The organism is Lactobacillus sp. ESL0700, assembly GCF_029392095.1.
In the GTDB taxonomy this organism is placed as follows: Bacteria; Bacillota; Bacilli; order Lactobacillales; family Lactobacillaceae; genus Lactobacillus.
Window position 1 is genome coordinate 1,759,857 of sequence record NZ_CP113930.1, and the last position, 25,531, is coordinate 1,785,387.

Genomic DNA, 25,531 nt, shown 5'->3' on the forward strand with positions numbered 1-25,531 from the left:
ATGCAGTTAACTACTAATAAGCTAACTGCATCTTTTATTTTGTCTTCGTTTGCGTTATTAAATACGCTAACGCCGGGCTGATGTCCATCCCGTAGCGTAGTTCTTCCTGCTTCTCAAACTTATTGGCTGCAATTGCCAGATGTGTGGCAGTCACTGCCGCCTTAATGGCAGCAGGTAACGTCCACCCCAAATTAAGTAACCCGGCTAAACTGGCCGCAAACAAATCACCGGCACCATAAAAATGCCCTGCAGCATATTCCTGACCATAGTAGTGCAGTTGCCCCTGCATTAACCAGCAGCAGCCGATCTGTTCACCACGGCGAACACCAGTTACTACTACTTGTAAATGATGCTTGCTTTGCCCCTCAACTGCTTTAATTGCCTGCATCAATTCTGCATCACTAGCAGTTGCGGGCAATTTAGATTTAGTTCCAGATAAAAAGCTTAACTCGGTCAAGTTTGGCGTCGTCACGGTTGCCGTCGCTACTAAGTCCTTGACCGCCGCAATATCTGCTGGCACTAATTCGGGATAAAGTTCGCCATCATCCCCCAGCACCGGATCAACAACTACCTGCTTAAACTGACCCTTACGACATTCTTCAGCCAGCAATTTACAAGTTGTGCGACTGCCAAGATAACCCGTCAATATTGTTGTAAAGTCTAGATCAGCAATCTGCCGCCAATGTGCAAATGCTTGCGGGATAAAAGTTGTTAAGTCAGCTATCTGCGGAGCGCCGAAGCCCTCAGTTTGCGTTGATAAAATCTGCGTTGGCAGACTGCAATACTTAATTCCCAATGCGCTCATGACACTAATTGCTGTGGTCGTAGAAATGCCACCAATTGCCGAATAATCTTCTACGAGTAATAATTTCCGCTTTGTTTTCATATTTTCACTTCATTCAGTAATTTAAATTTACTTACATTATAAACTCATGAAGCGACCACTGCAGGACATTTTAAGACTAACGAAAAAATCACTTTAGGAATAAGCTAAACTCCTAAAGTGATTTTATTTAATTAAAATTTGCGGCTTTCACAAATTCAGTAGTATTAATTTGGTAGTAAGTCATGCCATTAATCACAACTTTGCCACCATACGTGCGAACACGACTACCGCGATGAAGCTTGACGCCGTTCGTCCTCTTACCAGCCGTATCATAAACATAAGCATTATGACTCAGCTTCCGCGTCTTACCAATAATGTTGCTAGCAACGACATATTCGTCGGTACCAATTTGCAAGTACTTTTTACCATTGATAGTTTTAGAATTACCAACTGTTACCTTACTGCCAGCAGTCTTCAAAGCTGCACTGGTGCGCTCGCCTTGGCCGTTATAAGTGTAAGCATCGTGCATCAAAGTTTGCTTGCCAGTTGGTGCTTGTGAAACAGTTGTTGTATCAGCAGTTGTCTCATCGGTTGTGGAAGCATCAGTATCAGTCACACTCACGTCAGTATCAGCACCCTGCAAGTCATAGTAATACTTGATTAAGGAGTAAAACTTGCTCATTGAATAGCCCCACTTGCTGAAGTAGCCATCGGGGTCAGTATGATTGGTGCCGCCTAAATATTGCGAAACAGCATGGTGCGACCAGATTGTCCCTTTACCAGTGTTAACCGCATTACTTGGCGTTAAATCATAGCGGTGCAAAATCTTGGCTGCATAAATCGCATCGTTGTTCACACTCTTAGCAAAGTTATCCCGCGTGTTTTCCTCAGCTAATTCAATTTGGAAAAAGCGGTTGTTGGCAACTGCGCCGGCACCCCAAACACCGTACTTGGGGGTCATCATTTGAATAACTTGCTTGTGGTCAACAAAGGCGTGAACATAAGCGTACATATTCATCCATTCACGGTTGAAGTAAATGGCTTCGTTATAAGCAGTCGCGTTGGGCGTTGCTGTCTCATGGATAACTATTCCTTCAGGCTTGCCGTAGCGATACTTAATCTTATTGCCGTTGGCATAAAATTTATTATACTTAATCCCCTCTGTCTGGAGCAATTTGTATAGGTAGGTCACACCCACATAATCGTTCTCTTTCGCAAGCGAATTAATCGAGGCAGCCTCCGTTGTCTCACTTTGACTCATTCCAAAAACAGGCGCAACTAAACCTACTCCGATAGCAATAGTAGTTATTAGTTTCTTTATCTTCATCTAAAATTTCATTCCTTATTACTATGATTTATTTAAAATTACCGGCTTTGACATACTGATGGATACCAATACGGTAATATTTCTGGCCAACAATCGTGTAAGTAGAGCCGTAAGTGGCTACGGCTGTACCCTTCTTTTCAGTGGTTTCATTATCACGATTGCCATAATCATTGTAAACATAGGCATTATGCTTCAAAATGCGCATTGTACCATCAATGTTGCCGGCAGCAACATATTGGTCGTCTCCGATCCGGTAATACTTCTTGCCGTTAATCTTCTTGGTACCATAAGTGGCAATGACCTTGCCTTCACTACCTGCCTTAAGAGCCTTCATGCCCTTAACACGCGTTAGTTTTGAAGTATAAACATAAGCATTGTGCATCAAGGTCCTCTTAACCTTGCTTTCACCCTTAGGAGCTTGAGATGCTGGTGGCAAAGCACTGCCGAGATTTAGACTGGCGCCATTAACCCAGCCCTTGCCAGCAATGTACATTCTCTTTTTACCATTATAAAATGTGATGGTCTTAGTAACGGTAACGTTATCGCCCTTAGCAATTGAGTTGGTCTTTGCGGAAACCGAATGATCGGTCGGCCAAGCATAAGTTGCACCGGACTTCTTAACCGTGTAGGCAGCACTAGCGTTAGAAATCTTAGGGTCATATTGTGTCAGATTATAGGCAGTAATCTGCCGGTTCAAAGTTGTGTTGTAATTAGGGTCCGTAGCATAAGTTCCCGTCAGAGCCTTAGTTGCATCACCGTAACTAGTCGCATTCTCAAGCCAAGTGCCTTGGTAGCGGTCTGGTTGCCAGCTAACACCTTCACGCAGCTTCATTCCATTATCATCGAATGAACCTTGGTAGCTTGGATATTTTCTAAATTTAGCCGTTACATAGTAACTCTTGCCGTTCTTATCGACCTCACGTGTCTTACTGCTGTAGACATCGCCGGCCCAGCTATCGTCGGCCTTCATCCCGAACAGGTTGTTGGCATTAACAGACAGCCCTGATTGACCCCAGTTAGATTCGATGATTGCCTGTGCAATCATCACTGACGGGTACAAGCCGTACTTCTTAGCGACCTTTTTTGCTTGTGAAGCAGCAGTAGCTAAAAACGCACTTTGATTATCCGTAGCAGCCTTAACCTTCTCAGCCTTAGCTGGAGAAGCAGCAATTAAGTTGTTGGTAACTGGTATAACGGCTGACGATAATAAAGCCGCGGCAGCAAAACCAGTGATAAATTTATTTTTCATAAAGTATGTGTCCTCCTTAATCGACATCTTTATTGTATCGGGCAAATCACGACTAGACAATAGTTTCCATTTAATTGTAGTCAAAAAGTAATATTGCCCGTCATTTTATTACAAATTAGTAATCTGCACATCTAGAACTTGACGCAGATGAGCCAGTAATTGACGTTTAATCCGTTGCAACTGTACCCGCGTGACGCGTGCCTCTTGAGCTAACGCGCTGATAGGTTCACCAGCAATTAGATTATGAAAAAATAACAGTTGTTCTAATTCCGACATCTGTGCAACTTCTCTTTCTAAAATCAGATAGTTGTCCCAGTTATTCATCATGCCCAAATCATGTGCTTGTTCAAGTTCGGCCTGCCGCTCACTCGTCTTTTGTTCCTTGCGCAGCTGGTCAATCGTGTGCCAGATAATCTTGCGAAAGCTCCGCCGATCAACTTCTTCTGGAGATAAACTCCCTTGTTGATCTAACATTTGCGCATAAACGCAAATTCCTTCCTGCAACAGGTCATCATAATTAGTATAGTCCTGTCTAACGTGGGCGGCTTTTAATGCGCCCCGAACTAATCTTTGATTCTCCCATGCGGCCATAAAAGCCTCTTTACTAATCTTCATGTGTGACATTTCCTCGGTTTCGATATTGTCACAAGCGCTTGTGCACTATTAGATTAGCAAGATTGAGCTATGATTAAAAAGCAGATAAAGTAAGCGATAACATTTGCTAAATTAAGCATGCAAATTATGAGAATTTACGTGACCCAAAGATAGCTATCATGTAGTCAACCCTTACTTTTGGGTGAAAAAAGTCAGAAAAAAAGCACGAATTAGCTAATTCGTGCAGTGAAACTAAAATAATGTGTTTGGTCGTCTACTTGAAAGATAGACAGTATGGTGGTCATCTTGAATTAACGGCTGCTCAAGGAGCTTGGCCAAACACTGGCCATAGCGAGCATGACTCTTATCCAAGACAGACTGATAAACATCTCTGAGAGACGATGTATTTAATGTTGGATGCGGGTGAAAATAGGCACGCTTATCAAGTAGTGACTTGCCTGTCGTGCGCCGCACCTGCCAACCTAAAGAAGACTCTAAGTGACTACTGCCAAGCTTGTACATGGCATGGTTATAATATAAGCTGCTATAGACCTGCGTACTGATATAACGCGTGCAATCTGTAAACGTAAAGGTGTACGTCATTCCTTGGCATGTCACCGTATTAAAGGCAATAGCCGACTTGCCAAGAGAACGAAAATTAGCCATGTGATGCAGCGCCACCCAGTCAGTATCGCCAGTTGTGTAGCCATGCATGGAAAAGTAGGCACGTTTGCCAGTCGCAATCACATAATGTGATCTCTGGTTAAGCCAGTTAGCAAACTCACGTTGAAACTCTAGCCCACCTAATAGGTTATTTTGCGTAAAAGCATTAATTAACGACCGACTGCTGCTGGTGCACAAAACAATCCCTTTTTGTAGGTCAAAAATCGCACTTTTATACTTATTTAACAGTGGCTGTTTTTGAAATTGGTAAATGGCAAGAGTATTCTCGTTCACCTGATATTTGGCATCTTCTACCACATACCCGCTTAATTCCGGCGATTGCACCTCCTTTTGCAACTTAGCCTTCGACCAGTTACGGTACTTCTTAGCAGTTGGTAAGCACCAACCTTGATTTGTCGTTTCAGGCAAATTAATGTCCTCCATAATAATATATTTTAGTATTTATATACTTATATAATTATACTAAAATTGTTATCGCTTTCATAGAGGAAAATAAAAAATAGCCAAAGTTTTTACGCTTTGGCTATTAGAGTGCTTTGGTTATACAAGCTCCGATTATACAAATAATTAAAATAAATACTAATATTTTTAAAACAGTCCAGAATGGGTGGCGCTGCCAACAATGCTCTCTCTCATCAAAGTCAATAGATATTTTACCTGTAATCATCGCAATTGATTCCATTAAAAATGACATTAAGCAAAAGATAATTATGCCAAAAATAGTAAGAATAATGCCACCACGCCACAAATTAGCTTTAGTTGTAAGTTGCTTTACTACTATGGCAGAAATTTTAACCCCACCAAACAGTGTGAAAATTATTGCCGCAAAAATTCCTAAGATTGTTATAAAGTCACCATAAATAGAACTCTTAATGGCTTCGATTTTTTTAATACTGTTATCTATTTTTGTGGTCCTATCTTGTTGCTTTTTAAACTGCTTATCTTGTGCAATGCTTTGCTCTTTAAGTTGAGCTTTGAGCATATCATTTTTTTCTTCAAAATTTTGAAATTGTCCATAAATCATTGCAGTTTGTTGACTGATAGTATCTCTTTGCCTATCATTTTGCTCTTTAAGTTGAATTTTGAGCTTATCATTTTTTTCTTCAAAATTTTGAAATTGTTTCTCAATCATTGCAGTTTGCTGATTAATAGTATTACTTTGTTCAGCAAGCTGATCAGCTAGTTGCTTATATAAGCTTTTTAATTGCTTATCTGCCAGTTTAATATCTTCAGATACCTTAATTAATATTTCATAGCAAGCTGTTATATTATCGCCACTAGCAACATTGCTTTTAATGCTCTCACTGATTGCATGATCAAATTTATAAAAGAAGCTTTCCATTCCAGCTGTATTTGCATTAATTTCATTACCATACATAATCCTTGTGATTTCCGAGTAAGGTATAAAATCAACTTTGATATCTTTTATCGACTCATATAATTCTTTAAAATCATTATCAAATTTAGAATCATTAATAATATCAACTGAATACTTGCCATCAATGGCATACTTTATCATATTAGACAATTGTTTTAAAAAAATTTTATAATTTTTATTATATTCAAAATTTAAATAATTTAATGCATCTTCTTTTTTAGTGGCCATACTAATCCTATTTACTTAACAGCAACATCTTCTAAACTATACGGAATATTACTAGTCCATCGATAAATCTTATCTTTATTTTTTTGCCAAAATGGCTCCTCATGTGATTCATTCACCAATTTAAAAGGATTTTCATGTAATCTTTTTAAAATATCATCATTCAATGGATCAAGTTCTGAAGTATCAACGCCATCTTCAATTATTGGATCAGAGCTGTAGACGCTGTACTGCACATAAATAGATCTTACAACTGGACCATATTTCCACACTTGAAAGGGTTCATCATAAGTTTTGCCAATAACTTCTTGACTTAATAAATCATTCCGAATGGCATCCTTAAGCACAAAATACATAACTTTTTGTAATTGCAAGTTAGTTACAAGTAAATCCCTTTGATCAGCTACATAAAGTATTTGATTTGCTAAATCCATCATTGTCATGATAACTCTCTCCTGACACGAAAATTATATTTTATATGAATAATTATACACGTTATACACATTAAGTACGAACAATTTTTAATCTAATAATCAAGTATTATAGTTTAGACTGTCTAATTTTAAACATTTTTCTTGTTTCGTCACTATAATTTTCCTACCACAAAAGGCAGTGACTAAGTTACTACCTTTTACTTAACAAAATAATACAATACTTATCTTTAATAAAATTAATTTGAGTGGCAAGTACAATTACATGTTGTTCAAAAAATTTATAAAGACAACTAAACAATCAATTTGCTATAATATTTAAGACGTAGAAAAGTTAAAAGACGGTTTACTACCTGTGAGTGAAAGGACTGATGCCTATGAGCATGAGTGGATTCATACTCCAATCTATTGTAAGAAAGGAGGACAGGTAGTTGGAAATCATTTTGGCTCTGGTGCTAATTTTCGCTATTAGCTTAGTAGGATTAGCATTTAGATTAGCCAAAATAAAGCAGTACCAACTTTTAGCGGTAGTGATAATAAATATACTGCCACTAGTAGTTGAACTGCTAAGAAGTTTGCTCAATTAATTTTGAGCAAACAAATACCGTCTTGATCTACCAGGAAAAGGACGGTTAATTGTAATCTAATTTTATTCTGGTAGTAAATCACTTCTAAATGATCTACGTCAGGGAGTTGTGTTACCAGCGCAGCTCCTTTTTCATTACAGAGTTAGTTTAACACGAAAACATAAAATTATAAAGACAAACGATAAAACGTTTTGTTATAATATTCAAGACGTAGAAAAGTTAAAAGACGGTTTACTACCTGTGAGTGAAAGGACTGATGCCTATGAGCATGAGTGGATTCATACTCCAATCTATTGTAAGAAAGGAGGACAGGTAGTTGGAAATCATTTTGGCTCTGGTGCTAATTTTCGCTATTAGTTTAGTAGGATTAGCATTTAAGCTCGCTAAAATGAGGCAGAATCAATTGTTAGCGGTAGTTATAATAAATCTATTGCCACTAGTAGTTGAACTGCTAAGAAGTTTGCTCAATTAATTTTGAGCAAACAAATACCGTCTTGAACTACTGAGAAAAAGACGGCTTGCTAAGCATGTTATTTCAGGTAGTAAACCACTTTTAGTGGTACTACGTCAAGGAGTTGTGTTGGCGCACAGCTCCTTTTTTATTACAAAGATAGTTTAACACGAAAACTAAAATTTATAAAGACAAGACTAGCCTTACTTTCGAGGAGTGACCATTAATTATATTTAAAAATAACAAAAAAGACAGCGACTAAATCGCTGTCTTGATATGATGTAATCTTATTTAATTATTTTAGGTTATTTAACCAAGTAAAATCACCATTTTGTAAACTGTTATAAATGTCCTTCAGATTTTGAATTTGAGCTGGATCTTGAGCAACTTTTTGGTTCAAATCTTCAAGACTATGTAGAATATTTACAAGTTGAGTCTTAATGCCTTTACCCTCAAGGTTAGAAGCAACTGCCCGCAAATCTTTGTAAATAGCTTTAATAGCGTCTATCTCTGAACAATTTTGTCCTGTTAAGTGTGCCATAGCAACATCATTTAAGAAGGTATTTGAATCTGGCAAGTTTTCAATATTACCAAGTGCATCATTTATTGCAGTATTAATTGCAGCAGTATCAATTTGAGCTGTTGTTAATGCATCAAGTGCATGATAAATATTTACCAAATCTGCGTGAGTTAACTTAGCAAGACCTTTAGCCTTATTAATGGTTTCATCTGTACCAGAGTAGTTTTCTAAGCAATCATCTAAGTCCTTCAAATCATTGAATAATTTAGACTCATCAGCCTTTAACGTAGTATTAATATGTGCAGTATCAGCCAACAACTTTTCTAGATTAGTCTTGACACCTTTACCTTGCAGTTTATTGGCAATATCCTTAGTAGCAGTATAAATTGTGCTAAAGTTACCCAACACACTTTGAACATCATCGTCTCCGATATGATCAATTTCATTTAATTTTGACCAATCAAAGTTAGATGGCAATTCCTTGGTAGCACTGATAATAACTTTAATATCATTCTTGATACTTTGATAATCAGCTGGTGAAACTTCACTCTTAATGGCTTCTAGATCATGATAGATATTTGATAAGTCTGGATGCAAGCCTTGTGCAAGTTCTTTAATATCTTTACGAACTCTACTTGTTCCTGCGTCAATATTTTCTAATGCAGCATAAACATTCTTAAGGTTTTGAATTTGACCTGGATCTAATTGTTGATCTACTTTTTCAAGTCCATGTAAAACATTCACAAGATCAGTCTTCACGCCAGCTCCCTCAAGCTTCTTAGCAATATCTAATGCTTCATTCAAAATTGGTGTTACCTTTGAAATCATATCACTAGTATTTGTCCAAGTAGTTGGTAAAGCCTTAATCTTAGCTAATACGTCCTTAATATCATTCTTGATAGCTTGATATTTAGGATCCTTTAATTTGCTACTTAAATCACTTAGACCATGATAAATCTCTGTCATGCCTGGACGAACAGCACTAGCTACAGAAGCAGCTGAAGTAGATGCTACAGATGAATTCTTAACTACATATACTGTAATTGTTTGTAAGCTATCTTTAAACTTCAAGTTCTCAAAGCCCTGCTTCTTACTGCCCAATTCAGTTGCTGTTGCTAATCTATATTGTCCCATTGAATTTACTTTAATCATTGAATCAAAGATCTTATTGTCGACACTTTCACCAACCTGATGACCATCAGATTTAACTTCCCCATTAATAGCTACTGCTTTTCCATCTGGATCAGTAATCGTTGCATCTTTATCATCTAAAGTCTTAAAATTTACTGTAATATCCTTAGCAGTTACTACAGGTGCTGGTGTCGGAGTACTTGATGAACCAGTTGATCCACCATTACTTGGAGCTGTTGGCTTAGTAGGTTCAGTTGGTGTTGTTGGTACTACAGCAGTTTCTACATTAGCTGCAACAACATACTTACCATTACCTAGATAATAATACTTCTTACCTTTAATGATCTTAGTTCCGTATGTCTTAATTCTCTTACTCTTCTTTAAGACTTTCTTACCAACACGTTTACCTTTGCCATTGTAAATGTATGAGTTCTTCTTAAGAGTTATAGTCGTAGCAGCAATAACATTCTTAACTAAAATGTAACGGCCCTTGCCTAACTTATAGTACTTCTTACCTTTGATAGTCTTGGTACCATAAACTTTAACTAACTTGCCCTTTTTAATTGTCGAGCCAGTCTTCTTGCCTTTTTTGTTATATACAGCCGAAGTCTTCTTAATTACAACTGACTTAGCCTTAACAGCTTTCTTCTTAGCAGTCTTAGCTTCAACAACTGAAGTAGTTACACTCGGGTTAACATTAGAAGCAAATGCCAAACCACCTAAAACACTACCAGCAGCAATTGTAGTCACCAATAAATTGCGAGCAGACTTATGAAGCTTTCCACTCTTTAAAGCTTTGGAAACATCTTTTTGTAATTTCCGTTTACTATTAAAATTCACTTTTTTAAACCTCCATATTAATACTAAACATGTACATTACCTCATAGTCTATCTTATTACTTTTACATTAAAAATCAATAGTGCGCTTACATTTTGTGGAAGAATTTTGTTATTTAATTCTAATATATCAGTCTAAATAAGGCTTATATCTAAACAGTTATGCAGGCATATCAGGTTAATAACTTTATACATAAAGTTATTTAATTTATTTATCAGACTTAAGTGTCGTTTATAAATTTACTTTACCAATAAATAATTCAACAAAAAAAGCGATGAAAATCATCGCTTTTTCTTAAATTGGATTCAATAAATCAATTATTTAACGATATCAGCGTTAACAACCTTGATATATTGCTTCTTACCAATTCTGTAGTACTTTTGACCATTCTTGAAAGTAAATGAAGAACCGTAAACAGTTACAGTTGAACCCTTCAATAACTTCTTGTGGTTAGCACGTTTCTTGCTTGTCTTGTAGATGTATGAGTTGTGGTTCAAAGTTACCTTGTAACCATCAACGTTACCAGCATCGATGTATTCACCATCTGCAACTTGGTAAGCTTCAGTGCCATCGTTCAACTTAGTCTTGTCACCGTAAACAGTAGTGTTAGTGTATGAACTAATCTTCTTAGTACCTACACGCTTGTGATCTTTGTTGTAAACGTAAGCATTGTGCATAACAGTTACAGTAGTTTGTTTTGCAGGCTTGAATGAACCATCAACATATTGCGATTCAATATATTGATTAGAATTTGCACCATTAATACGTACATACTTCTTACCATCAATAGTAGTTGCATTTCCATAGATAGCTACTTGAGTACCGTTAGCAACAGTGGTGTTAGTCTTAGTTACTACATTACCATCAATAGTATATACAGGAACATCACTGTCTGATTGAACAGTCTTGTAAGTAGCGTTTAAATCACCAACAACAATGTTGTAAGTTGCAGTAGTAGTGTATCCGTTAGGGTTAGTTGCACTCAAAGTTACAGGATAAATACCAGCAACTTTACTGTTAACCTTGCTTGAATCAACACTTAAGCCAATAGCATTAGCTGATTTCTTAGAAACTTGAGCAGTAAATACGCTCTTAATTGCGGCTTCATCAACATTACCATTAACTGGAATGTTACCAACACCTAATTTCTTTTGGTTAGCCTTTGATAAATTAAATACTTTATTGGTTGATGTGCCATCAACACTTACAGTACCATCAGCACTTACAATACCACCATTAACAATATGTTCAGCAGTTGCACCAGATTGGTTAATTACTGGGAAAAGATCTTTGTCATTAACATTTGATTTAAGAACAAAAGTCAAAGTATTGGTCTTACCATTTCTTGCGCTAACAGTAAACTTAACTGGAACATCGCCAGCAGGAGCATCAAAGGTATTGCCACTCTTAACAGTAACCTTTTGAGCCTTAAGTGCATTAGTAATTATTGCAGTAATATGTGACTTGTCCCAAGCACCAACTACATTGGTAGTATCATTAACACCAGTTGCATCTACTTTTCTACCAAAGTGATCAAAGACATATTGAGCAATGGTATCAATTGAGTTGTTAGTTGCAGCTAATTTAGTGTAATTAGCAGTAGAAACTACTGCACCTGCTGCAAGGTCGTTACCAGAATTATCTACTAATTCACCAGCAACAGTGCCAGTAGCCTTTACATAAAACCAAGGTGTACCTTGTGATTTATCTGGAACAGTAAATGGATCACTGATGATGTTATGCTGTTCACCCATTTCCTTACTGGTAATGTTGCCGTATTCACTTGCAACAATATTTGTCTTACCAAACAAGTTGTACTTCTTACCAGGTGTCAAGCCGCTAACAGTAACATTTGGAGTTACTGCAACATAACTATTACCAGCGGTAAGCTTTTGAACAGCATTGTCCTTACTGTAGTGACCATATCCAATTACAGTGTGTCCATCAGCACCAACAGTTTGACCAGCATCATTTAACTTGAAAATGTATGTAGGACCATTATCAACTTTTGGTGTACCAACAGTTCCAGTAATAGTTGCTTTAATAGCAGAAGCATCCATTCCGTCAGTTAATGAACTTGAATCAACAACTGAAGTAAAGAGAATGTCGTTAGCTTGAGTATCGGTTGAGCCAGCAACACTACCATTTGTACCAGTAACTGAAATAGCACCAGTAGATGCATTTGCAGTACTTGTTGTATCAGCTGAAACAGCTGTAACAGCACTAGCAGCAACTGGAGCAACAGCTAATAAAGCAGCAGCAGCAGCGCTAACAATTCTATAATTTTTCTTCATGTGGTCTTCCTCCTTGTGTATATACAAAATCGTAATAGACTATAGGTTCAGTCGCATTGAGCCTACATTGTTACAACATTCTTCAAGTCAAAATCATAAGTTTATAACTCTTATGAGGTAGCTTATCTGACTGAAGAATCCGCATGCGTACAGGTTTGCGAACCTGAAGCATAGCTATTACTTACCACGCTTCATATTGTACTAACCTTTTAACGAAAATGCAAGGCGTTAAGCAATTTTACACACTTTTGTAATAAACGTTTTCACCAACTTTTTGAACGTGTAAATTTATCACAAATGGTAAAACCCTATTTAGCAATGTATTTAGCGTATTTTCTCACTATTCTTCACATAAGAAATCTCTAGTTTTGCATAAATTTTACAAAATAATAACAAAATTATTTGAAAGCTATCCGTTTATGTAATTAACCAGTTAAGTTAAACTTTCGGATCATTTCCTATTGTAATGCAAATAAAAAGAACACTGCTTTAATAAAGCAGTGCTCTTTTATATGTATATGGATGATCTCGAAGTTAGTTGTATAAGATAAACTGTTAGAGAAGGTTGTACTACTCAAGCGAGATCATCCCAAAAGTGCTAGAAAAGAAAATTTATGAGTAGCATAACCACGTATATTATAGCATTTTTTACTGAATAAACCAGTTCATTTTAAATAATTGCTGACCGAATTTAGACATGTAAAAAGCCATATCAAGTCGCACCTTGATATGGCCTTTTAGTGACAAATTGCGATTGCAGTTTTGACTAAATTGATTATTCAATTGGTCAATCTGTTAGTAGATAAGATCATACATATTCTGCATAATCGCAACAAGCGATGACACTTAGATTATAACACGAAATATTCAAAAATAAATATTTATTTGCTAATTTCATATACCAATCAATAACTTATTTTGATATAATCTTATTTGTCATCGCACCTCCTTAAACATGAAGGGAGGTGAGGAAGATGCGCAAAATTATCGCGCAAGTTGCGATTGCAGTTTTGACCAAATTGATTATTCAATTGGTTAATCTGTTAGTAGACAAAGTTATATGCTATCTACAAAATCGCAATAAGCGATGACGTAAGTCATATAACCCAAACGCTTCTTTAAGTGAAAAAAAAGCCATATCAAGGTTCCAGCTTGATATGGCTTTTTGGGTTACCCCAATGAGGAATAACACGCAAAATTATCGCTATGAATTTATTATAACATGGTTTATTCAAAAAAGAACAAATTTATAGATAAAATTAAAGAGGCATGCATCCCTCAACGGAATCCACGCCCCTTTTAATCTCTATCTGTTAAAGAACTGCCTAATTGTCCTAATTATCTTAGCCAACTTGACTAGGATTAGCAGGCTGTTCTGGCTCACTTGCAGTATCGTCAAACATATCAGTAACAGTTCGTTCAATATATGCAGCAGATTGAGGAATCTTATACAGATCAACTCCATCCTTTTGGAAGGCATCAGCCTTAACGATGGCATCCATTGCTGCCTTAACTCCAGCTGGCTCTAAGTCATTTGCTGCATCAGGCAAAGATAAGCTGGAGCGCTTATTTGCACCATTTAAAAATACCAATTGTAGAGTCTTTGTTGTCTTAGTCATAATTATTTACCCCTATTCTTTTCTAATAATTGCTTTACTTTTCTTAGTCTGCCAATGGTACGATTTGCTTTTGAATTAAAATCGCCGCACCAAGTGTGTCACCTTGCAATGTTGATAAGGCTGCCCCGACATCTGCTAAACCAGCTGCAGTCACGCCCTCCTTCACATTGTTTAAGATGCGACTTTTGGCACCGCCGGTGTATTTTTCATTCAAAAAAGTGTATTGGATTGATTGGTCTGATAATTCAAAGTTCATAATTGTTACTCCTTAGTAATTAATAATTGCGTTTGTGTAATCGACCTGCGCGCTAGATGTCTTACACTATTACTAACGAATTGAAATCGCCAAGTGTAACATTTTTATTTAAAATATGGCAAAATTCTGCGAGATACCAAAAGACTACTGCAGTGCAGTAGTCCTTTAGTAGTATATTTATTGTTTATCCAAGCAGCCAAAGTTTTTGACTGCCAATGACATTTTTCATTATAACTTTCTGCTGCTCGCACCTGCTCTCATATCGTTTAGGCAAGACAATAATTATGGTGCTTGGACCATTTATATTAATTGTATTGCCTAACTAGTACACTAGTCCATATTGGCAAAAAAGTCAACTGCCACTAAAAAAGGGCTATGTCACAATAGTCCCCGTTAGTTATTCAATTACCTGTAACTCGTGGTTAACCTTGGCGCGGCCATTGGCGTAATCAAAGATATAGTCTGGCTGCACGTTAAATAGATACACGTTAAAGTCCAGGCTGCCGTCAGTTGCAATAGCCTGCAGGTTAATCCCACGCGCCATCAGCTCATTATCACGAAAAATCGGCGTTGCTTGATAAATTACCCGCTTGTTAGCCCGCAATGCTGCCCTAATTTTGCTTTCAAAAATCGTTTGGATCTTTTGATTAGAAAATGCTGTCTGAGTAAAGAGATTTTTCGGATTATTTTGATCGCCGGATTTATTATTGGGGTTATAATTTCCCTCCTGATCAATCCCAGCTGACACGGAATAAGCAATCATGTGCCCGCGATTATAAAGTTGGGTGCTGCCGCGATGATTATAATGCCACGCGGTTGGCTCAACGAACTGCCGCACACGCAAGCTATCATTAGCCACGTTGCGCTTTTCCAAAAAGGCCGTGTTGGAATGTGACGTGCGGTTCAAGCTGTCCAGATCAGAATAAATTACCCGATTGACCTTCCATGCATTCTTAATCAACGTGGAATGATCATGATTGACCGTAATATAGGCTTTACTGCCACTCTTAAAGTTCAGTTGCGCCAACTTTTGATAGTCCTTTTGCGCAAGGCCACCATAAACTTTTGCTGCTCTTTGCGCCTTACCCACATCAGTAGTCTGCGGCTTTTTGCCAGTTAATTGGTCGGCCAAATGATTGCCGCTGGAGTCGCTGCCGCCCTTAGTCGAGACGCCCCACACGAGGGCAATCAAAATAATCACAACTGACCAAAAGTTGCTGCTCTTCTTGCTAGTTCGTTTACTTCTACTTCGCCTGCGCGCCATGAAATTGCTCCTTAATTAATATCAATTAAGTATAACTAATCGAACTGTTGTTTGCAATATGCGCAATAAAAAAGCGCGATTGTCATCGTGCTTAGTTTTAACTTCTGGCCCACTCATCGAGCATGTTAAGAAAGAACTTTTCTGACCAGCGTTTAATCTTACTGCCAGCGTGATTAAACTCCTCAGCCTTAAGCCTTACCGCATTATTTTTATCAAAGAAATCATGGTCGCCCATAATCAAGTAATCGGTATCTGGAGTGACTTCAGTTTGAGCTTGGCCGCCGAGATTATTAACCAGCTGCATTGCTTCCTCATGAGCCATCCCCAAGTTGCCCGCAAAGACAATCTTCTTGTTGTTAACAGGATTGCGAAAACCCAACTGCCAGGATTCCAGTTCATCTGCCAGTAAATCCAGATTCTTCACCTTGTCCTTAGCCTGCTGCAGTAATTCATCGGTAAAGTGCTCGCGAAAATCATCGTAGACCTTTTTAGTATCAATCGAATCTGCCAAGCCGTGGTGCTGCTCAACTTGTGCAATTCTAGCACGCTGAATACAGTCGAGCAAGCGATTATGTTGGCGGGGATAATACACCCGCGCTAGTCGCAAGACATCAACGTAGTCATTATTCAACTCAGCTAGCTTGAACTTTTTAGTTAAATCATACAAAAAATTCAGATCAAAATTGACGTTGTAACCAATAATCACATCATCCCCGATGAAGTCGCGAAATTCGGTCATTGCTTGTCTAACAGGGATACCTTCATCAAGCAGCTGCTGCTCGGTAATTCCATTTAGCTTAGTGATAAAGGCTGGCACCTTATTAGATCCGGGATAAGTTACCAAGTTGCTGTATTGAGCAACAATTTCGTTATTCCGCACCTTCACGCCGCCTAATTCCGTCACGTGATCGCGGTAAGGACTAAGGCCTGTGGTTTCAATATCCAGCATTATGTAGTCGGATAAAAAGCTCGGCAGTTCTTGTCCCTTGCCGCGCAACTTATTTTGGGCACCAGAAACATGCAGCACCCCATTTTTAATAAAAATACTCATTCTTACTTCCCACTATTTTTGTACTAAACCGGCAATTAATGGTGCAGTGCCGCTCTCAGTTGCCGCACTACGCTTTTGCAAATCATCCGGCAACATTTCCGGCGTTAAGTCGGCTGCCACATACGACCACTGCGGAAACTGCTGGACTAAATGCACAATCGGGTCGAGCAGCTGCGGACTTGTCGCGTCAACCCCGAGCTCCAAGAAGACCACACGCTTGTCCTCGTTTCCTGTCAAAAACCAACGAAACCGCGTATTTGCATCAGTATCGGGATAAAAGTGCGCATTTAACGGCATGTGCAGCTCCATTGGCTGCTGGCAAATTTTACATTTAGGCACCATTTCCGCCGTAACTTGGTCAATTTCCTTAGTTGCCAATTTAGCAACAAGCGCGCGATTATCCTCTAGACCGTGGTTAATCCCGCTTGAACATTGCATCTTGGTCCAATCACCAAAGGCATTAAAAATCCGGTTTTCATTAAAACCTGCTGTTTCAAAAAAATGCCCAAAAGTCGACGTGGCAATAAAGTACTGTTTCTGACCAATCAGTTGCTTTAATTGGCGCATTGTCTTGCTCGGCTGATAGGCCAGCGTATATTTTTGCACCAATTTGCTCCAAAAAAGCCACTGCTCCTGCCATGACTCAAATTTTTTATCCAGAGCACCCCCAATTGTATGCACATCATACTTTTGCGCAATTACCGGGAAGTCTTGGTCAAACGTCCCTTGAGCCAGAATGTCCAGCCCCTCAACTTGCGCCATGCCATTGCCCGCAGTCACGATGACTACCTCGGCATCTGCCAGCAACTGCTTTGCCTTGTCTAAATTTTCCATAGTTTCCTTTTCTAATTATCGTGATAACCCGTAAACGACAACTTGCCATGATTAAAATCGGCTAAGAAGACATCGCTCACGTTCTTGAAGCCAGCTTTTCGGGCTTCTTCTGTAAGCCATTCATTGTCCTTATGAATTAATTCAAGCACATCTTGGTTAACTTGACCATCATTAATAATAGGAAAGCGGACATTTGTCTCATCTTTTTGAATGACTGTTAATTGACCATTCTTTTCAAAAATACAATTTTTGACATTTTCAACCGAATAAATCCCCTGGCTGCGCAGCTTAAACATTAATTCATTAGCAGAAATCCCAGCAGTTAAACAGTTGCGAACAAGCACCTTGCCCTCTTTAATTACCTGAATTGGCTTGCCATCAATCACGTTGCGAACCCAATTATTGTGCTCGCGCGCATATTTAAGAATGAAAACGACCAGTGTCCAAACGATCAGTACCAGCATAAACTGCATAACAGAAATATTAGCATTGTAAATCACGCCGCCGATAATGCCACCAAGGACATAGTTTTGTAATTGGTCCAGAGCCGTCGTCGGTGCCAAGTTGCTTTTGCCAAAGACATTAATCTGAAAAATCAGGGTTAACACACCAAGGGCAAATTTAATAAAAAGTTGCAAATAATCCATGAGACTGCCTCCTAATTCTTCACATTAACATCATGATTGATAACGTGAGCTTTACCCAAGGTATAACTGTTATTATCCTCATTTAAGTTAAGCTGATAATCAGTGTCTTTAGAATTAATGCGCACAATTATGCCATTCTGCAGCGTTGTTGAATTAACTAGAACATCGGATGTCGTCACGCCTTGATCGCGCGCAATTGACTTGATAAACGGCACAATCTGAACCGACTGCGACTTAACCAGCGTTGTTTCCACGTATTTTTCGTATTGCGTACCCACAAACAATAGTAAAAACAGCAGCGCAATAATCCCCAAATCGCGATAGCGCGTATCAAACCGGTGGCGCAAATACAAAATCGCAAACACAATCATCGTTAGTGCCGCCGCCGCGATCAACACATAGAGTATCGTCTTGCTCGTGTTTTGATTTTGCTCAATATATTTAAGTGTATAAAAAGTCATCACATTGTCATCCTTTGTCCTAACAAACTCAAGTTACAATCTATGCTTTTAGTATAACAAAAAGTGGCCAACTATTAGTTGACCACTACTTAGTGATTTTTAGTTTTCAGAAGCGCCACTAGCTGTATCAGTTGTTGGCTCTGGTTCTGCAGGCTTTTCTTCCTCTTTTGCGGCCTCTGCCTTAGTAGAAGCACCGGTTTTGGCATCTGGATCGGAATTGCGTCTGAAGGTTGCACCAGTTGTTGCATCTTCATCGATTACCAGCTTTTGACCAGTAGTTTCGCAGAAGTATTTTACCAATGGATACAAGTCTTGAACCCATTCATAAATGCCGGCATAGTTGCCTTCATCATCAACTACCCGCTTGTAGTAATGAAGCACCATTTCCTTCAAGTTACCAGTAGGAACTGGCATGTAAACATCATCGTGGCCAGCTTGTCTTGTGCGCAGTGCATGAACAACTTTCTTGGTCTCCTGAATGACATCGGCAACATGCGGGTGAACATCATTCATTGTGTTACCAACTTGTTCTGGAACACGCTTAGCCTTCATCTTGGCATTCGGGTCAACTGGACGGTTGTACCACAAGAATTGGTTATTCTCATCGACAAATGACAATTCACCAATCGTGTCGCGCAACATCCAGTTAATTTGATTAACTGTTAACAAACCACTGTCAAGTTTAACGTAATCGTCGCCTTCAGCAGCATGGACCTTCTTAGCAGCTTGATCTAGCCAGTCGGGATCTTCCTTATTAATTCCCGTAACTGTATAGCGGCTCTTGCCTGTAGCATCAAAGTCTTCTTGCATATATTCGTCAGGATTCATGTCCTTCAGCCATTGTGGTTCTGCCATTTGTATTCTCCTTGTTCAATAAATAACTTACTAATAGTACAATTGTATTATAAAAGCGCTTAATTTGCACTAGCTATCAAAAAAATATTTTTTATCGCGTTGACAATATAAAAAAGCAGTTAAACCATGATGGCTTAACTGCTTCACTAAATGTCAAATCCGTGCTATTATTACCTTGATGGTAAAGATAGTAATAGTGAGACGAAGCTATTAGATTAGACTTCGGCACTGCGTCTCAAGGTACATGCCAGTGTACCCCATAGCCAGTGCCAAACACCAAAAGGTTTGTCAAAATAAGACTTCCTTTCATTGTAAACCAGGGGTACATGATTTCTCATGTACCTTTTTTATTATATCAGAAGTAAGCGATATCTTTTAACTAAAATTGCTACTAAGCTAGTGATCTTCGCAATCTCAATAAACAAAAAAATATTTTTTATCGCGTTTGTAATTTTTCTTTCATATAGATATGAGCTAAAATGAGAGTGTAATCATTACATTAAAGGAGAAAATATGAAAACTGGTACTAAAATTATCACTTTAGACAACGGTTACCATTTATGGACCAACACCCAAGGCCACGGCGACATTCACCTTTTGGCTTTGCACGGCGGTCCTGGAGGCAACCACGAATATTGGGAAGATACTGCTGAACAATTGAAGAAGCAAGGCTTGGACGTTCAAGTAACAATGTACGACCAACTTGGGTCCCTTTATTCTGACCAACCTGATTATTCTGACCCCGAAATTGCTAAAAAGTATTTGACTTACGAATACTTCTTAGATGAAGTTGACGAAGTTCGGGCTAAGTTAGGTCTAGACAACATTTATTTAATCGGTCAAAGTTGGGGCGGTCTCTTGGTCCAAGAATATGCCGTTAAATATGGCCAACACTTGAAGGGAGCCATCATTTCTTCAATGGTTGACGAAATTGACGAATATGTTGCGTCCGTTAACCGTCGCCGGCAAGAAGTCCTTCCACAAACTGAGATTGACTTCATGCACGAATGTGAAGCCAATAACGATTACGACAACGACCGCTACCAAGCTGACGTTAACATCTTAAACATCAACTTTGTCGACCGTAAGCAACCATCTAAGCTGTATCATCTAAAAGACATTGGCGGCACTGCTGTTTACAATGCTTTCCAAGGTGATAACGAGTTCGTAATCACTGGTAAGTTGAAGGATTGGCACTTTAGGGATCAACTCAAGAACATTAAGGTACCAACGCTGTTGACTTTTGGCGAGAACGAAACAATGCCAATTGCCACCGCAAAGACAATGCAAAAGGAAATCCCTAACTCACGTCTTGTTACAACGCCAGATGGCGGTCACCACCACATGGTTGACAACCCTGCCGTTTACTACAAGCACTTGGCTGATTTCATCAAGCAAGTTGAAGCTGGCACTTTCAAAGGTGAATAAAATAAAAGAGCAACTCGAATACGAGCTGCTCTTTTTGTTTACTATTCGGTAATGTAATCTAATAATTTGAACATGACTTTTTTGTTCTCCTGCGGAACCGATTGGCGTAAAATGTCGTCTGCCGATTGCTTTAAGATTGACCCTTCAATATAAGGAAAATCATTAACGACCATCTCGCGAACATTATTAGCCTTGGGCTCAAAGTGAAACTGCAGACCAAGCACACGGTGACCGATGACAAAGCCCTGATTTTGGTGGTATTTACTTGAAAATAATAATTGGCTACCTTGCGGTAATTCAAACATTTCTTCGTGCCAGTGCAAGGCAAGTAATTCAGTTGGTAAATCAGGAATTGCAGTTGTTTCCAAATTAACAGGGGCCCAGCCCACTTCTTTAACTGCCGCTTTTTTAATAGTTGCACCCAGTGTTTTAGCAATTTGTTGAGCGCCAAAGCAGGCACCAAAAATCGGCTTATCTTGCGCGAGCAGTGTTTTAATTAACTGTCGCTCTTGCTTAATCCACGGCAAGTCATCGTTGGGACTCATTGGTCCGCCCAGAATAATCAACATCTCTGTCTCGTCTGCGGTTGGCAAATAACCAAACTGATAGGGATGATACGTATAAACTTCATGATGGCGACTCTCAGCCCAGTCGATGATTGAACCCGGTCCCTCATTAGGTGTATGTTGCAAAATATTAACGCGCATAATATGGCCTTCTTTCAAAATGCTTTACTAATTTAAATCATACATTAATCTTACACTTTTTGTATTTAAATAAATTGAATAATCAAATTAGAGAGTTATTTTTTATTTAAGAAAGCACCAAAAGTAGTCAAATATGCCCTAAGCAATTATAATTAGAGTAAGTTAATAAGGAGGATTTTTCCTATTATGAAAAAAACTACGATTTGGACAATTGTGGCAGTTGTCATTATTGTACTTGGCGGGGGCACCATTTATGGCACCCAAAAGGCCAGCAGTAATCAGGTCAACGCCGCATATACTGAAGCGATGGACAATGGTAAGGACGCGGTAATGGACAAGGACTACGTCCGTGCCAGCAGCAATTTTGCTAAAGCCAGCAAACTCAAGAATACTGCGGCAGCTAAGGCATATAAAGAGCAAGCTGACAAGATGCTGACTGCCATTTCCGCCACTAAAGACGGCGAATATACTAACGCGTTGAACAATGTCAATAGCGTAATTAATGCAAATAACGGCTATGCACTACTTGTTAAGCAAGGGCAAAAGCTGCAGGCAACAATTAAAGATGTTAAAGACAATTATGAGCACGAATTGAAGCCGCTCTTTGACCAAGCTAAAAAGGCCGAGCAAGACAAGCAATACCAGCAGGCTGTTGACCATTACCAAAAAATTCTTGACCTGCCTTACATTGAAGACAAATATTATGCTAAATATAAGGAACAAGCTCAAAAAGGCATTGCCAACAACAAAGACGCCGCTAAAGAAAAAGGCACTAGTGTAACTACTGCCAAAAAACCTGCTGGTGACACTGGCAATGCTGGTAAAACAGGTGAAGGTGCAATGGGCGACCATAAGGTTAATGGTAAGACCGTTGGTGCCAGCCAAATTTCACAATTACGCAAAAAATTACAAAGTTTGGGCTTTGACTCAATGTCATGGAGTCCGCAGGACTTAATCGACATGTACAGAAGTACTGGGCACACTAGCCCAAGCCAAATTACCAAGCAAGATGTACAAAAATACTTAAAGCCATAGCTTTTAAGATAACTAATTCTCGGCTCGTCCTTATTAATAAGGACGAGCTTTATCTTGCAGGTCTAATTTAATAGTAAAAACATGATATAATTTAATAGATAATATCAACTATATTTAACGTAAATTACCGCAATAGTTGCTTTTACCGCTTAAACTCGGTAAAATGACTATTGACTTTCACGTTTCCTATTTTTATTAAAGGAGTGTCCGCATTGACTGAACAAGAAAATAACACTAAAGATACTGAACAAGAAAATGATGAACTTAAAGTTGTCATGCCAGATGCCGATTGGTCTACCATGACACAAGAAGAATTTGCTGAGCAGCCTGACTACTTGCAAGTCTTCACCGACTTCTACATTTCTCAATTCAATCAACGTGATTTGGAAATTATGGACAGATATGACACCAACGCAAACATGGTTGACATTAACCACTACTTGCTTGATAACATCAAATTTTCACGTAAAGAATTAATCAGACACGCTTTACAATATCACGCAGCCAACTTCCAAAGTTTGATTGACGAAATTGCCAAGAAGGACGAAGTTGACCCAAGTAAAATGACAACTTATATTGACTGGGACAATTGGTATGAAGACCGTCGCAGTAAAATCGAAAATTCTTTGTCATAATTTACTTGTACTACCAACAAAAAAAGAACAAAATAGATACTTAAAGAGAATGCCTTGTTGGACATTCTTTTTTACTTAAAAGTAAATATTATTTTAGTCTATGGGAGTATTCATAACTATGGATCAAAAGAAAAAGCGCATTTCAGCCGCTGGAATGCTGATTACAATTGGGATTGTTTACGGTGATATTGGGACGAGTCCTCTTTACGTAATGAAATCAATCCTAACCGGTAATGGCGGACTAGCAAGTGCTAATCGCGAATTAATTTTGGGTTCAATCTCGTTGATTTTCTGGACGGTTACTTTACTAACCACTGTTAAATACGTAATCGTGGCACTTAACGCAACTAACCGCGGCGAAGGTGGTATCTTCGCCCTTTACGCGCTAGTACGCAAGCGTGCCAAGTGGCTGGTCATTCCTGCCCTAGTTGGTGGCGCGGCGCTTTTGGCAGATGGGACACTAACGCCAGCCGTAACAGTTACCACCTCAATTGAGGGGTTAAAAAACATGCGGTTTGGCTCTAGCATCCCCGTCCCCAGCCAAACAATGGTCATCATCATTACCATCGTAATTTTGCTGCTGCTATTTTCAATTCAGATGCTCGGCACCAGCAGTATTGGTAAGGCGTTTGGCCCCATTATGCTTGTCTGGTTCACCTTCTTAGGTGCAATCGGTGTGCTAAACATGGCGCACGACTGGTCGATTTTAGCAGCTCTTAATCCATTTTGGGCAATTAAAATTTTGTTCAGTCCTGCCAACAAGGTCGGTATTTTTATCCTTGGGTCAATCTTCCTTGCAACTACTGGTGCTGAAGCCCTATATTCAGATGTTGGGCACGTTGGTAAGGGCAACATTCGTGGCTCTTGGCCGTACGTCTTCATTTGTTTATCACTTAATTACTTGGGACAAGGCGTATGGATTTTACAAAATCCTAATTACCAAACTCACGGAACCGAATTAAACCCCTTCTTTGAAGCTGTGCCAGCCAATTTACGACTATTTGCTATTATTTTGGCAACTATTGCCGCTATCATTGCTTCGCAGGCCTTGATAACTGGGTCCTTTACCCTAGTTTCTGAAGCCAGCGGGTTAAAATTCCTGCCGCGAATGAATATTGACTATCCAACTACTGAACACGGACAGATTTATATTCCATCAGTGAACAAAATGCTCTGTGTGGCAACCATTGCCATTGTTATGTTCTTCCAGACTTCTGAACACATGGAAGCTGCCTACGGTCTGTCAATCACGGTGACAATGCTAATGACTACATTGTTGTTATTTGAATACTTAGGCACTAAAAAACGGCCGCTGATTTTACGATTGAGCTTTTTGTTAGTCTTCGGCTTTATCGAAAGCATGTTTTTGATTTCCAGTTTAACCAAATTCATGCGCGGTGGTTATGTAACTGTCTTAATCGCCGGCTTCATCGGCGTTGTCATGTTCATCTGGTACTTCGGTAACAAGGTGCGCGACAAGCACGAAGGTGCCAACACCTATGTGCGGCTTGACGAATTTACCGATATGTTAACTGACTTGAGCCATGACGATGACTTCCCGGTCTACGCCACTAACCTAGTTTATATGGCAAAAGTTAAATATAATAAATTTATCAAGCGCGAAATTTTGTACTCAATTCTGGATAAGCGTCCTAAGCGAGCACATGCTTACTGGTTCGTTTCCGTTAACATTACTAATGAGCCGTTCACGGCTAAGTACGCCGTTAATACTTACGATACTAAGAATGTGATTAACGTCCAGTTGTTCCTCGGCTTTAAAAAGCAGACTAGCGTTAACGTTTACTTGCGGCAAATCGTCCATGATTTAATCAAAGATGGAACGATTGAAGCCCAACCACAAGAATACACTACAATGCCCGGACGCGAAGTTGGTGACTTCTCCTTCGTTATTGTTAACGACGTCGTCAGTCCACTAACTAAACTTAAGGGCTTTGAAAAATGGATTGTCCAAGCTCGGGTTTGGCTACAAAACTTGTCATCTAACCCGGCAACATGGTTCGGCCTTGAATACACAGACACTGTTGTCGAACGTGTACCGTTGATCTTAGGTAAACCTGAACGTAACTTGCATATTAAGCGAGTAGCAGCACGCGATTATTCTAATTTAAAGAACGAAGAAAATTAAAAATAGACATCAAAAGAGCGTTCGGATTATAATCCGAACGCTCTTTATTTAGGAGTTG

General features: G+C 38.9%; 24 protein-coding genes. 6 read left to right on the forward strand and 18 right to left on the reverse strand.

Annotation, left to right across the window (positions count from 1 at the left end):
* Positions 1-34: 34 nt before the first annotated feature.
* The 7 genes from OZX63_RS08425 to OZX63_RS08455 all read right to left on the reverse strand — a co-directional run bounded on the left by OZX63_RS08425 (position 35) and on the right by OZX63_RS08455 (position 6,726).
* Entirely contained in the window at positions 35-886 is an 852-nt protein-coding gene (locus tag OZX63_RS08425; protein WP_277143154.1) for a PfkB family carbohydrate kinase, read from the reverse strand.
* Between the two features lie 127 nt (positions 887-1,013).
* Positions 1,014-2,153, reverse strand: a complete 1,140-nt coding sequence (locus OZX63_RS08430) for an SLAP domain-containing protein (protein ID WP_277143155.1) — start codon at positions 2,151-2,153, stop codon at positions 1,014-1,016.
* A gap of 28 nt (positions 2,154-2,181) precedes the next feature.
* Entirely contained in the window at positions 2,182-3,402 is a 1,221-nt protein-coding gene (locus OZX63_RS08435) for a glucosaminidase domain-containing protein (protein ID WP_277143158.1), read from the reverse strand.
* A gap of 108 nt (positions 3,403-3,510) precedes the next feature.
* Complete coding sequence (locus OZX63_RS08440; protein WP_277143160.1) at positions 3,511-4,017, reverse strand: sigma-70 family RNA polymerase sigma factor; 507 nt, start codon at positions 4,015-4,017, stop codon at positions 3,511-3,513.
* A 231-nt stretch (positions 4,018-4,248) separates the two neighbouring features.
* Complete coding sequence (locus OZX63_RS08445) at positions 4,249-5,088, reverse strand: hypothetical protein (RefSeq protein WP_277143162.1); 840 nt, start codon at positions 5,086-5,088, stop codon at positions 4,249-4,251.
* Between the two features lie 118 nt (positions 5,089-5,206).
* Positions 5,207-6,286 carry a hypothetical protein gene (locus tag OZX63_RS08450; protein ID WP_277143164.1) on the reverse strand — a complete coding sequence of 360 codons (1,080 nt, stop codon included), beginning with the start codon at positions 6,284-6,286 and terminating at the stop codon, positions 5,207-5,209.
* Positions 6,287-6,297: 11 nt separating this feature from the next.
* The gene (locus OZX63_RS08455; protein ID WP_277143166.1) at positions 6,298-6,726 is read right to left on the reverse strand and encodes a hypothetical protein; all 429 of its coding nucleotides are present in this window, start codon (positions 6,724-6,726) and stop codon (positions 6,298-6,300) included.
* Positions 6,727-7,145: 419 nt separating this feature from the next.
* On the opposite strand from OZX63_RS08455, the gene OZX63_RS08460 reads away from it, so the two are divergent.
* Entirely contained in the window at positions 7,146-7,301 is a 156-nt protein-coding gene (locus tag OZX63_RS08460) for a hypothetical protein (RefSeq protein ID WP_277143169.1), read from the forward strand.
* Positions 7,302-7,617: 316 nt separating this feature from the next.
* The gene (locus tag OZX63_RS08465; RefSeq protein WP_277143170.1) at positions 7,618-7,773 is read left to right on the forward strand and encodes a hypothetical protein; all 156 of its coding nucleotides are present in this window, start codon (positions 7,618-7,620) and stop codon (positions 7,771-7,773) included.
* A gap of 274 nt (positions 7,774-8,047) precedes the next feature.
* On the opposite strand, the gene OZX63_RS08470 is transcribed toward OZX63_RS08465, so the two are convergent.
* The 10 genes from OZX63_RS08470 to OZX63_RS08515 all read right to left on the reverse strand — a co-directional run bounded on the left by OZX63_RS08470 (position 8,048) and on the right by OZX63_RS08515 (position 19,522).
* Complete coding sequence (locus OZX63_RS08470; protein ID WP_277143172.1) at positions 8,048-10,243, reverse strand: SLAP domain-containing protein; 2,196 nt, start codon at positions 10,241-10,243, stop codon at positions 8,048-8,050.
* A 315-nt stretch (positions 10,244-10,558) separates the two neighbouring features.
* Positions 10,559-12,535 carry an SLAP domain-containing protein gene (locus OZX63_RS08475; protein ID WP_277143174.1) on the reverse strand — a complete coding sequence of 659 codons (1,977 nt, stop codon included), beginning with the start codon at positions 12,533-12,535 and terminating at the stop codon, positions 10,559-10,561.
* A 1,343-nt stretch (positions 12,536-13,878) separates the two neighbouring features.
* Positions 13,879-14,154, reverse strand: coding sequence for a DUF2922 domain-containing protein (locus OZX63_RS08480; RefSeq protein ID WP_277143176.1), 276 nt, complete (start codon positions 14,152-14,154; stop codon positions 13,879-13,881).
* Between the two features lie 43 nt (positions 14,155-14,197).
* Positions 14,198-14,410 (reverse strand): DUF1659 domain-containing protein, encoded by a 213-nt coding sequence (locus OZX63_RS08485; RefSeq protein WP_277143178.1) that lies wholly within the window; start codon positions 14,408-14,410, stop codon positions 14,198-14,200.
* A gap of 397 nt (positions 14,411-14,807) precedes the next feature.
* Complete coding sequence (locus OZX63_RS08490) at positions 14,808-15,674, reverse strand: DNA/RNA non-specific endonuclease (protein WP_277143180.1); 867 nt, start codon at positions 15,672-15,674, stop codon at positions 14,808-14,810.
* Between the two features lie 97 nt (positions 15,675-15,771).
* On the reverse strand, positions 15,772-16,725 hold the full coding sequence (locus OZX63_RS08495) for an exonuclease domain-containing protein (protein WP_277143182.1): 954 nt from the start codon (positions 16,723-16,725) through the stop codon (positions 15,772-15,774).
* Between the two features lie 12 nt (positions 16,726-16,737).
* Positions 16,738-17,559: a Sir2 family NAD-dependent protein deacetylase gene (locus tag OZX63_RS08500; RefSeq protein ID WP_277143184.1), complete on the reverse strand. Its 822-nt coding sequence runs from the start codon at positions 17,557-17,559 to the stop codon at positions 16,738-16,740.
* 11 nt (positions 17,560-17,570) lie between these two features.
* On the reverse strand, positions 17,571-18,206 hold the full coding sequence (locus tag OZX63_RS08505; RefSeq protein WP_277143185.1) for a DUF421 domain-containing protein: 636 nt from the start codon (positions 18,204-18,206) through the stop codon (positions 17,571-17,573).
* Between the two features lie 11 nt (positions 18,207-18,217).
* Positions 18,218-18,667, reverse strand: a complete 450-nt coding sequence (locus OZX63_RS08510; protein WP_277132173.1) for a DUF3290 domain-containing protein — start codon at positions 18,665-18,667, stop codon at positions 18,218-18,220.
* Positions 18,668-18,766: 99 nt separating this feature from the next.
* A complete protein-coding gene (locus OZX63_RS08515) occupies positions 18,767-19,522 on the reverse strand; it encodes a PAS domain-containing protein (protein WP_277143187.1) in 756 nt (251 codons plus the stop codon).
* A gap of 513 nt (positions 19,523-20,035) precedes the next feature.
* Here OZX63_RS08515 and OZX63_RS08520 point away from each other — a divergent pair.
* The gene (locus OZX63_RS08520) at positions 20,036-20,950 is read left to right on the forward strand and encodes a prolyl aminopeptidase (RefSeq protein ID WP_277143189.1); all 915 of its coding nucleotides are present in this window, start codon (positions 20,036-20,038) and stop codon (positions 20,948-20,950) included.
* 41 nt (positions 20,951-20,991) lie between these two features.
* Here the strand turns inward: OZX63_RS08520 and OZX63_RS08525 are convergent, their stop codons facing one another.
* Positions 20,992-21,657, reverse strand: a complete 666-nt coding sequence (locus OZX63_RS08525; RefSeq protein WP_277143191.1) for a type 1 glutamine amidotransferase — start codon at positions 21,655-21,657, stop codon at positions 20,992-20,994.
* A 186-nt stretch (positions 21,658-21,843) separates the two neighbouring features.
* Here OZX63_RS08525 and OZX63_RS08530 point away from each other — a divergent pair, with 186 nt between their 5' ends.
* The 3 genes from OZX63_RS08530 (at position 21,844) to OZX63_RS08540 (ending at position 25,473) form a co-directional block, all read left to right on the forward strand.
* Entirely contained in the window at positions 21,844-22,692 is an 849-nt protein-coding gene (locus tag OZX63_RS08530; RefSeq protein ID WP_277143193.1) for a hypothetical protein, read from the forward strand.
* 212 nt (positions 22,693-22,904) lie between these two features.
* Positions 22,905-23,327 carry a hypothetical protein gene (locus OZX63_RS08535; protein ID WP_277143195.1) on the forward strand — a complete coding sequence of 141 codons (423 nt, stop codon included), beginning with the start codon at positions 22,905-22,907 and terminating at the stop codon, positions 23,325-23,327.
* Positions 23,328-23,445: 118 nt separating this feature from the next.
* Positions 23,446-25,473 carry a KUP/HAK/KT family potassium transporter gene (locus OZX63_RS08540; protein WP_277143197.1) on the forward strand — a complete coding sequence of 676 codons (2,028 nt, stop codon included), beginning with the start codon at positions 23,446-23,448 and terminating at the stop codon, positions 25,471-25,473.
* Positions 25,474-25,531: the final 58 nt, after the last annotated feature.

What these genes read in the sequence shown, in the direction of transcription:
- OZX63_RS08425 (WP_277143154.1), bottom strand. Translation starts at nt 886, where the DNA reads ATGAAAACAAAGCGGAAATTATTACTCGTAGAAGATTATTCGGCAATT.
- OZX63_RS08430 (WP_277143155.1), bottom strand. Translation starts at nt 2,153, where the DNA reads ATGAAGATAAAGAAACTAATAACTACTATTGCTATCGGAGTAGGTTTA.
- OZX63_RS08435 (WP_277143158.1), bottom strand. Translation starts at nt 3,402, where the DNA reads ATGAAAAATAAATTTATCACTGGTTTTGCTGCCGCGGCTTTATTATCG.
- OZX63_RS08440 (WP_277143160.1), bottom strand. Translation starts at nt 4,017, where the DNA reads ATGAAGATTAGTAAAGAGGCTTTTATGGCCGCATGGGAGAATCAAAGA.
- OZX63_RS08450 (WP_277143164.1), bottom strand. Translation starts at nt 6,286, where the DNA reads ATGGCCACTAAAAAAGAAGATGCATTAAATTATTTAAATTTTGAATAT.
- OZX63_RS08455 (WP_277143166.1), bottom strand. Translation starts at nt 6,726, where the DNA reads ATGACAATGATGGATTTAGCAAATCAAATACTTTATGTAGCTGATCAA.
- OZX63_RS08475 (WP_277143174.1), bottom strand. Translation starts at nt 12,535, where the DNA reads ATGAAGAAAAATTATAGAATTGTTAGCGCTGCTGCTGCTGCTTTATTA.
- OZX63_RS08480 (WP_277143176.1), bottom strand. Translation starts at nt 14,154, where the DNA reads ATGACTAAGACAACAAAGACTCTACAATTGGTATTTTTAAATGGTGCA.
- OZX63_RS08485 (WP_277143178.1), bottom strand. Translation starts at nt 14,410, where the DNA reads ATGAACTTTGAATTATCAGACCAATCAATCCAATACACTTTTTTGAAT.
- OZX63_RS08490 (WP_277143180.1), bottom strand. Translation starts at nt 15,674, where the DNA reads ATGGCGCGCAGGCGAAGTAGAAGTAAACGAACTAGCAAGAAGAGCAGC.
- OZX63_RS08495 (WP_277143182.1), bottom strand. Translation starts at nt 16,725, where the DNA reads ATGAGTATTTTTATTAAAAATGGGGTGCTGCATGTTTCTGGTGCCCAA.
- OZX63_RS08500 (WP_277143184.1), bottom strand. Translation starts at nt 17,559, where the DNA reads ATGGAAAATTTAGACAAGGCAAAGCAGTTGCTGGCAGATGCCGAGGTA.
- OZX63_RS08505 (WP_277143185.1), bottom strand. Translation starts at nt 18,206, where the DNA reads ATGGATTATTTGCAACTTTTTATTAAATTTGCCCTTGGTGTGTTAACC.
- OZX63_RS08510 (WP_277132173.1), bottom strand. Translation starts at nt 18,667, where the DNA reads ATGACTTTTTATACACTTAAATATATTGAGCAAAATCAAAACACGAGC.
- OZX63_RS08515 (WP_277143187.1), bottom strand. Translation starts at nt 19,522, where the DNA reads ATGGCAGAACCACAATGGCTGAAGGACATGAATCCTGACGAATATATG.
- OZX63_RS08520 (WP_277143189.1), top strand. Translation starts at nt 20,036, where the DNA reads ATGAAAACTGGTACTAAAATTATCACTTTAGACAACGGTTACCATTTA.
- OZX63_RS08525 (WP_277143191.1), bottom strand. Translation starts at nt 21,657, where the DNA reads ATGCGCGTTAATATTTTGCAACATACACCTAATGAGGGACCGGGTTCA.
- OZX63_RS08530 (WP_277143193.1), top strand. Translation starts at nt 21,844, where the DNA reads ATGAAAAAAACTACGATTTGGACAATTGTGGCAGTTGTCATTATTGTA.
- OZX63_RS08540 (WP_277143197.1), top strand. Translation starts at nt 23,446, where the DNA reads ATGGATCAAAAGAAAAAGCGCATTTCAGCCGCTGGAATGCTGATTACA.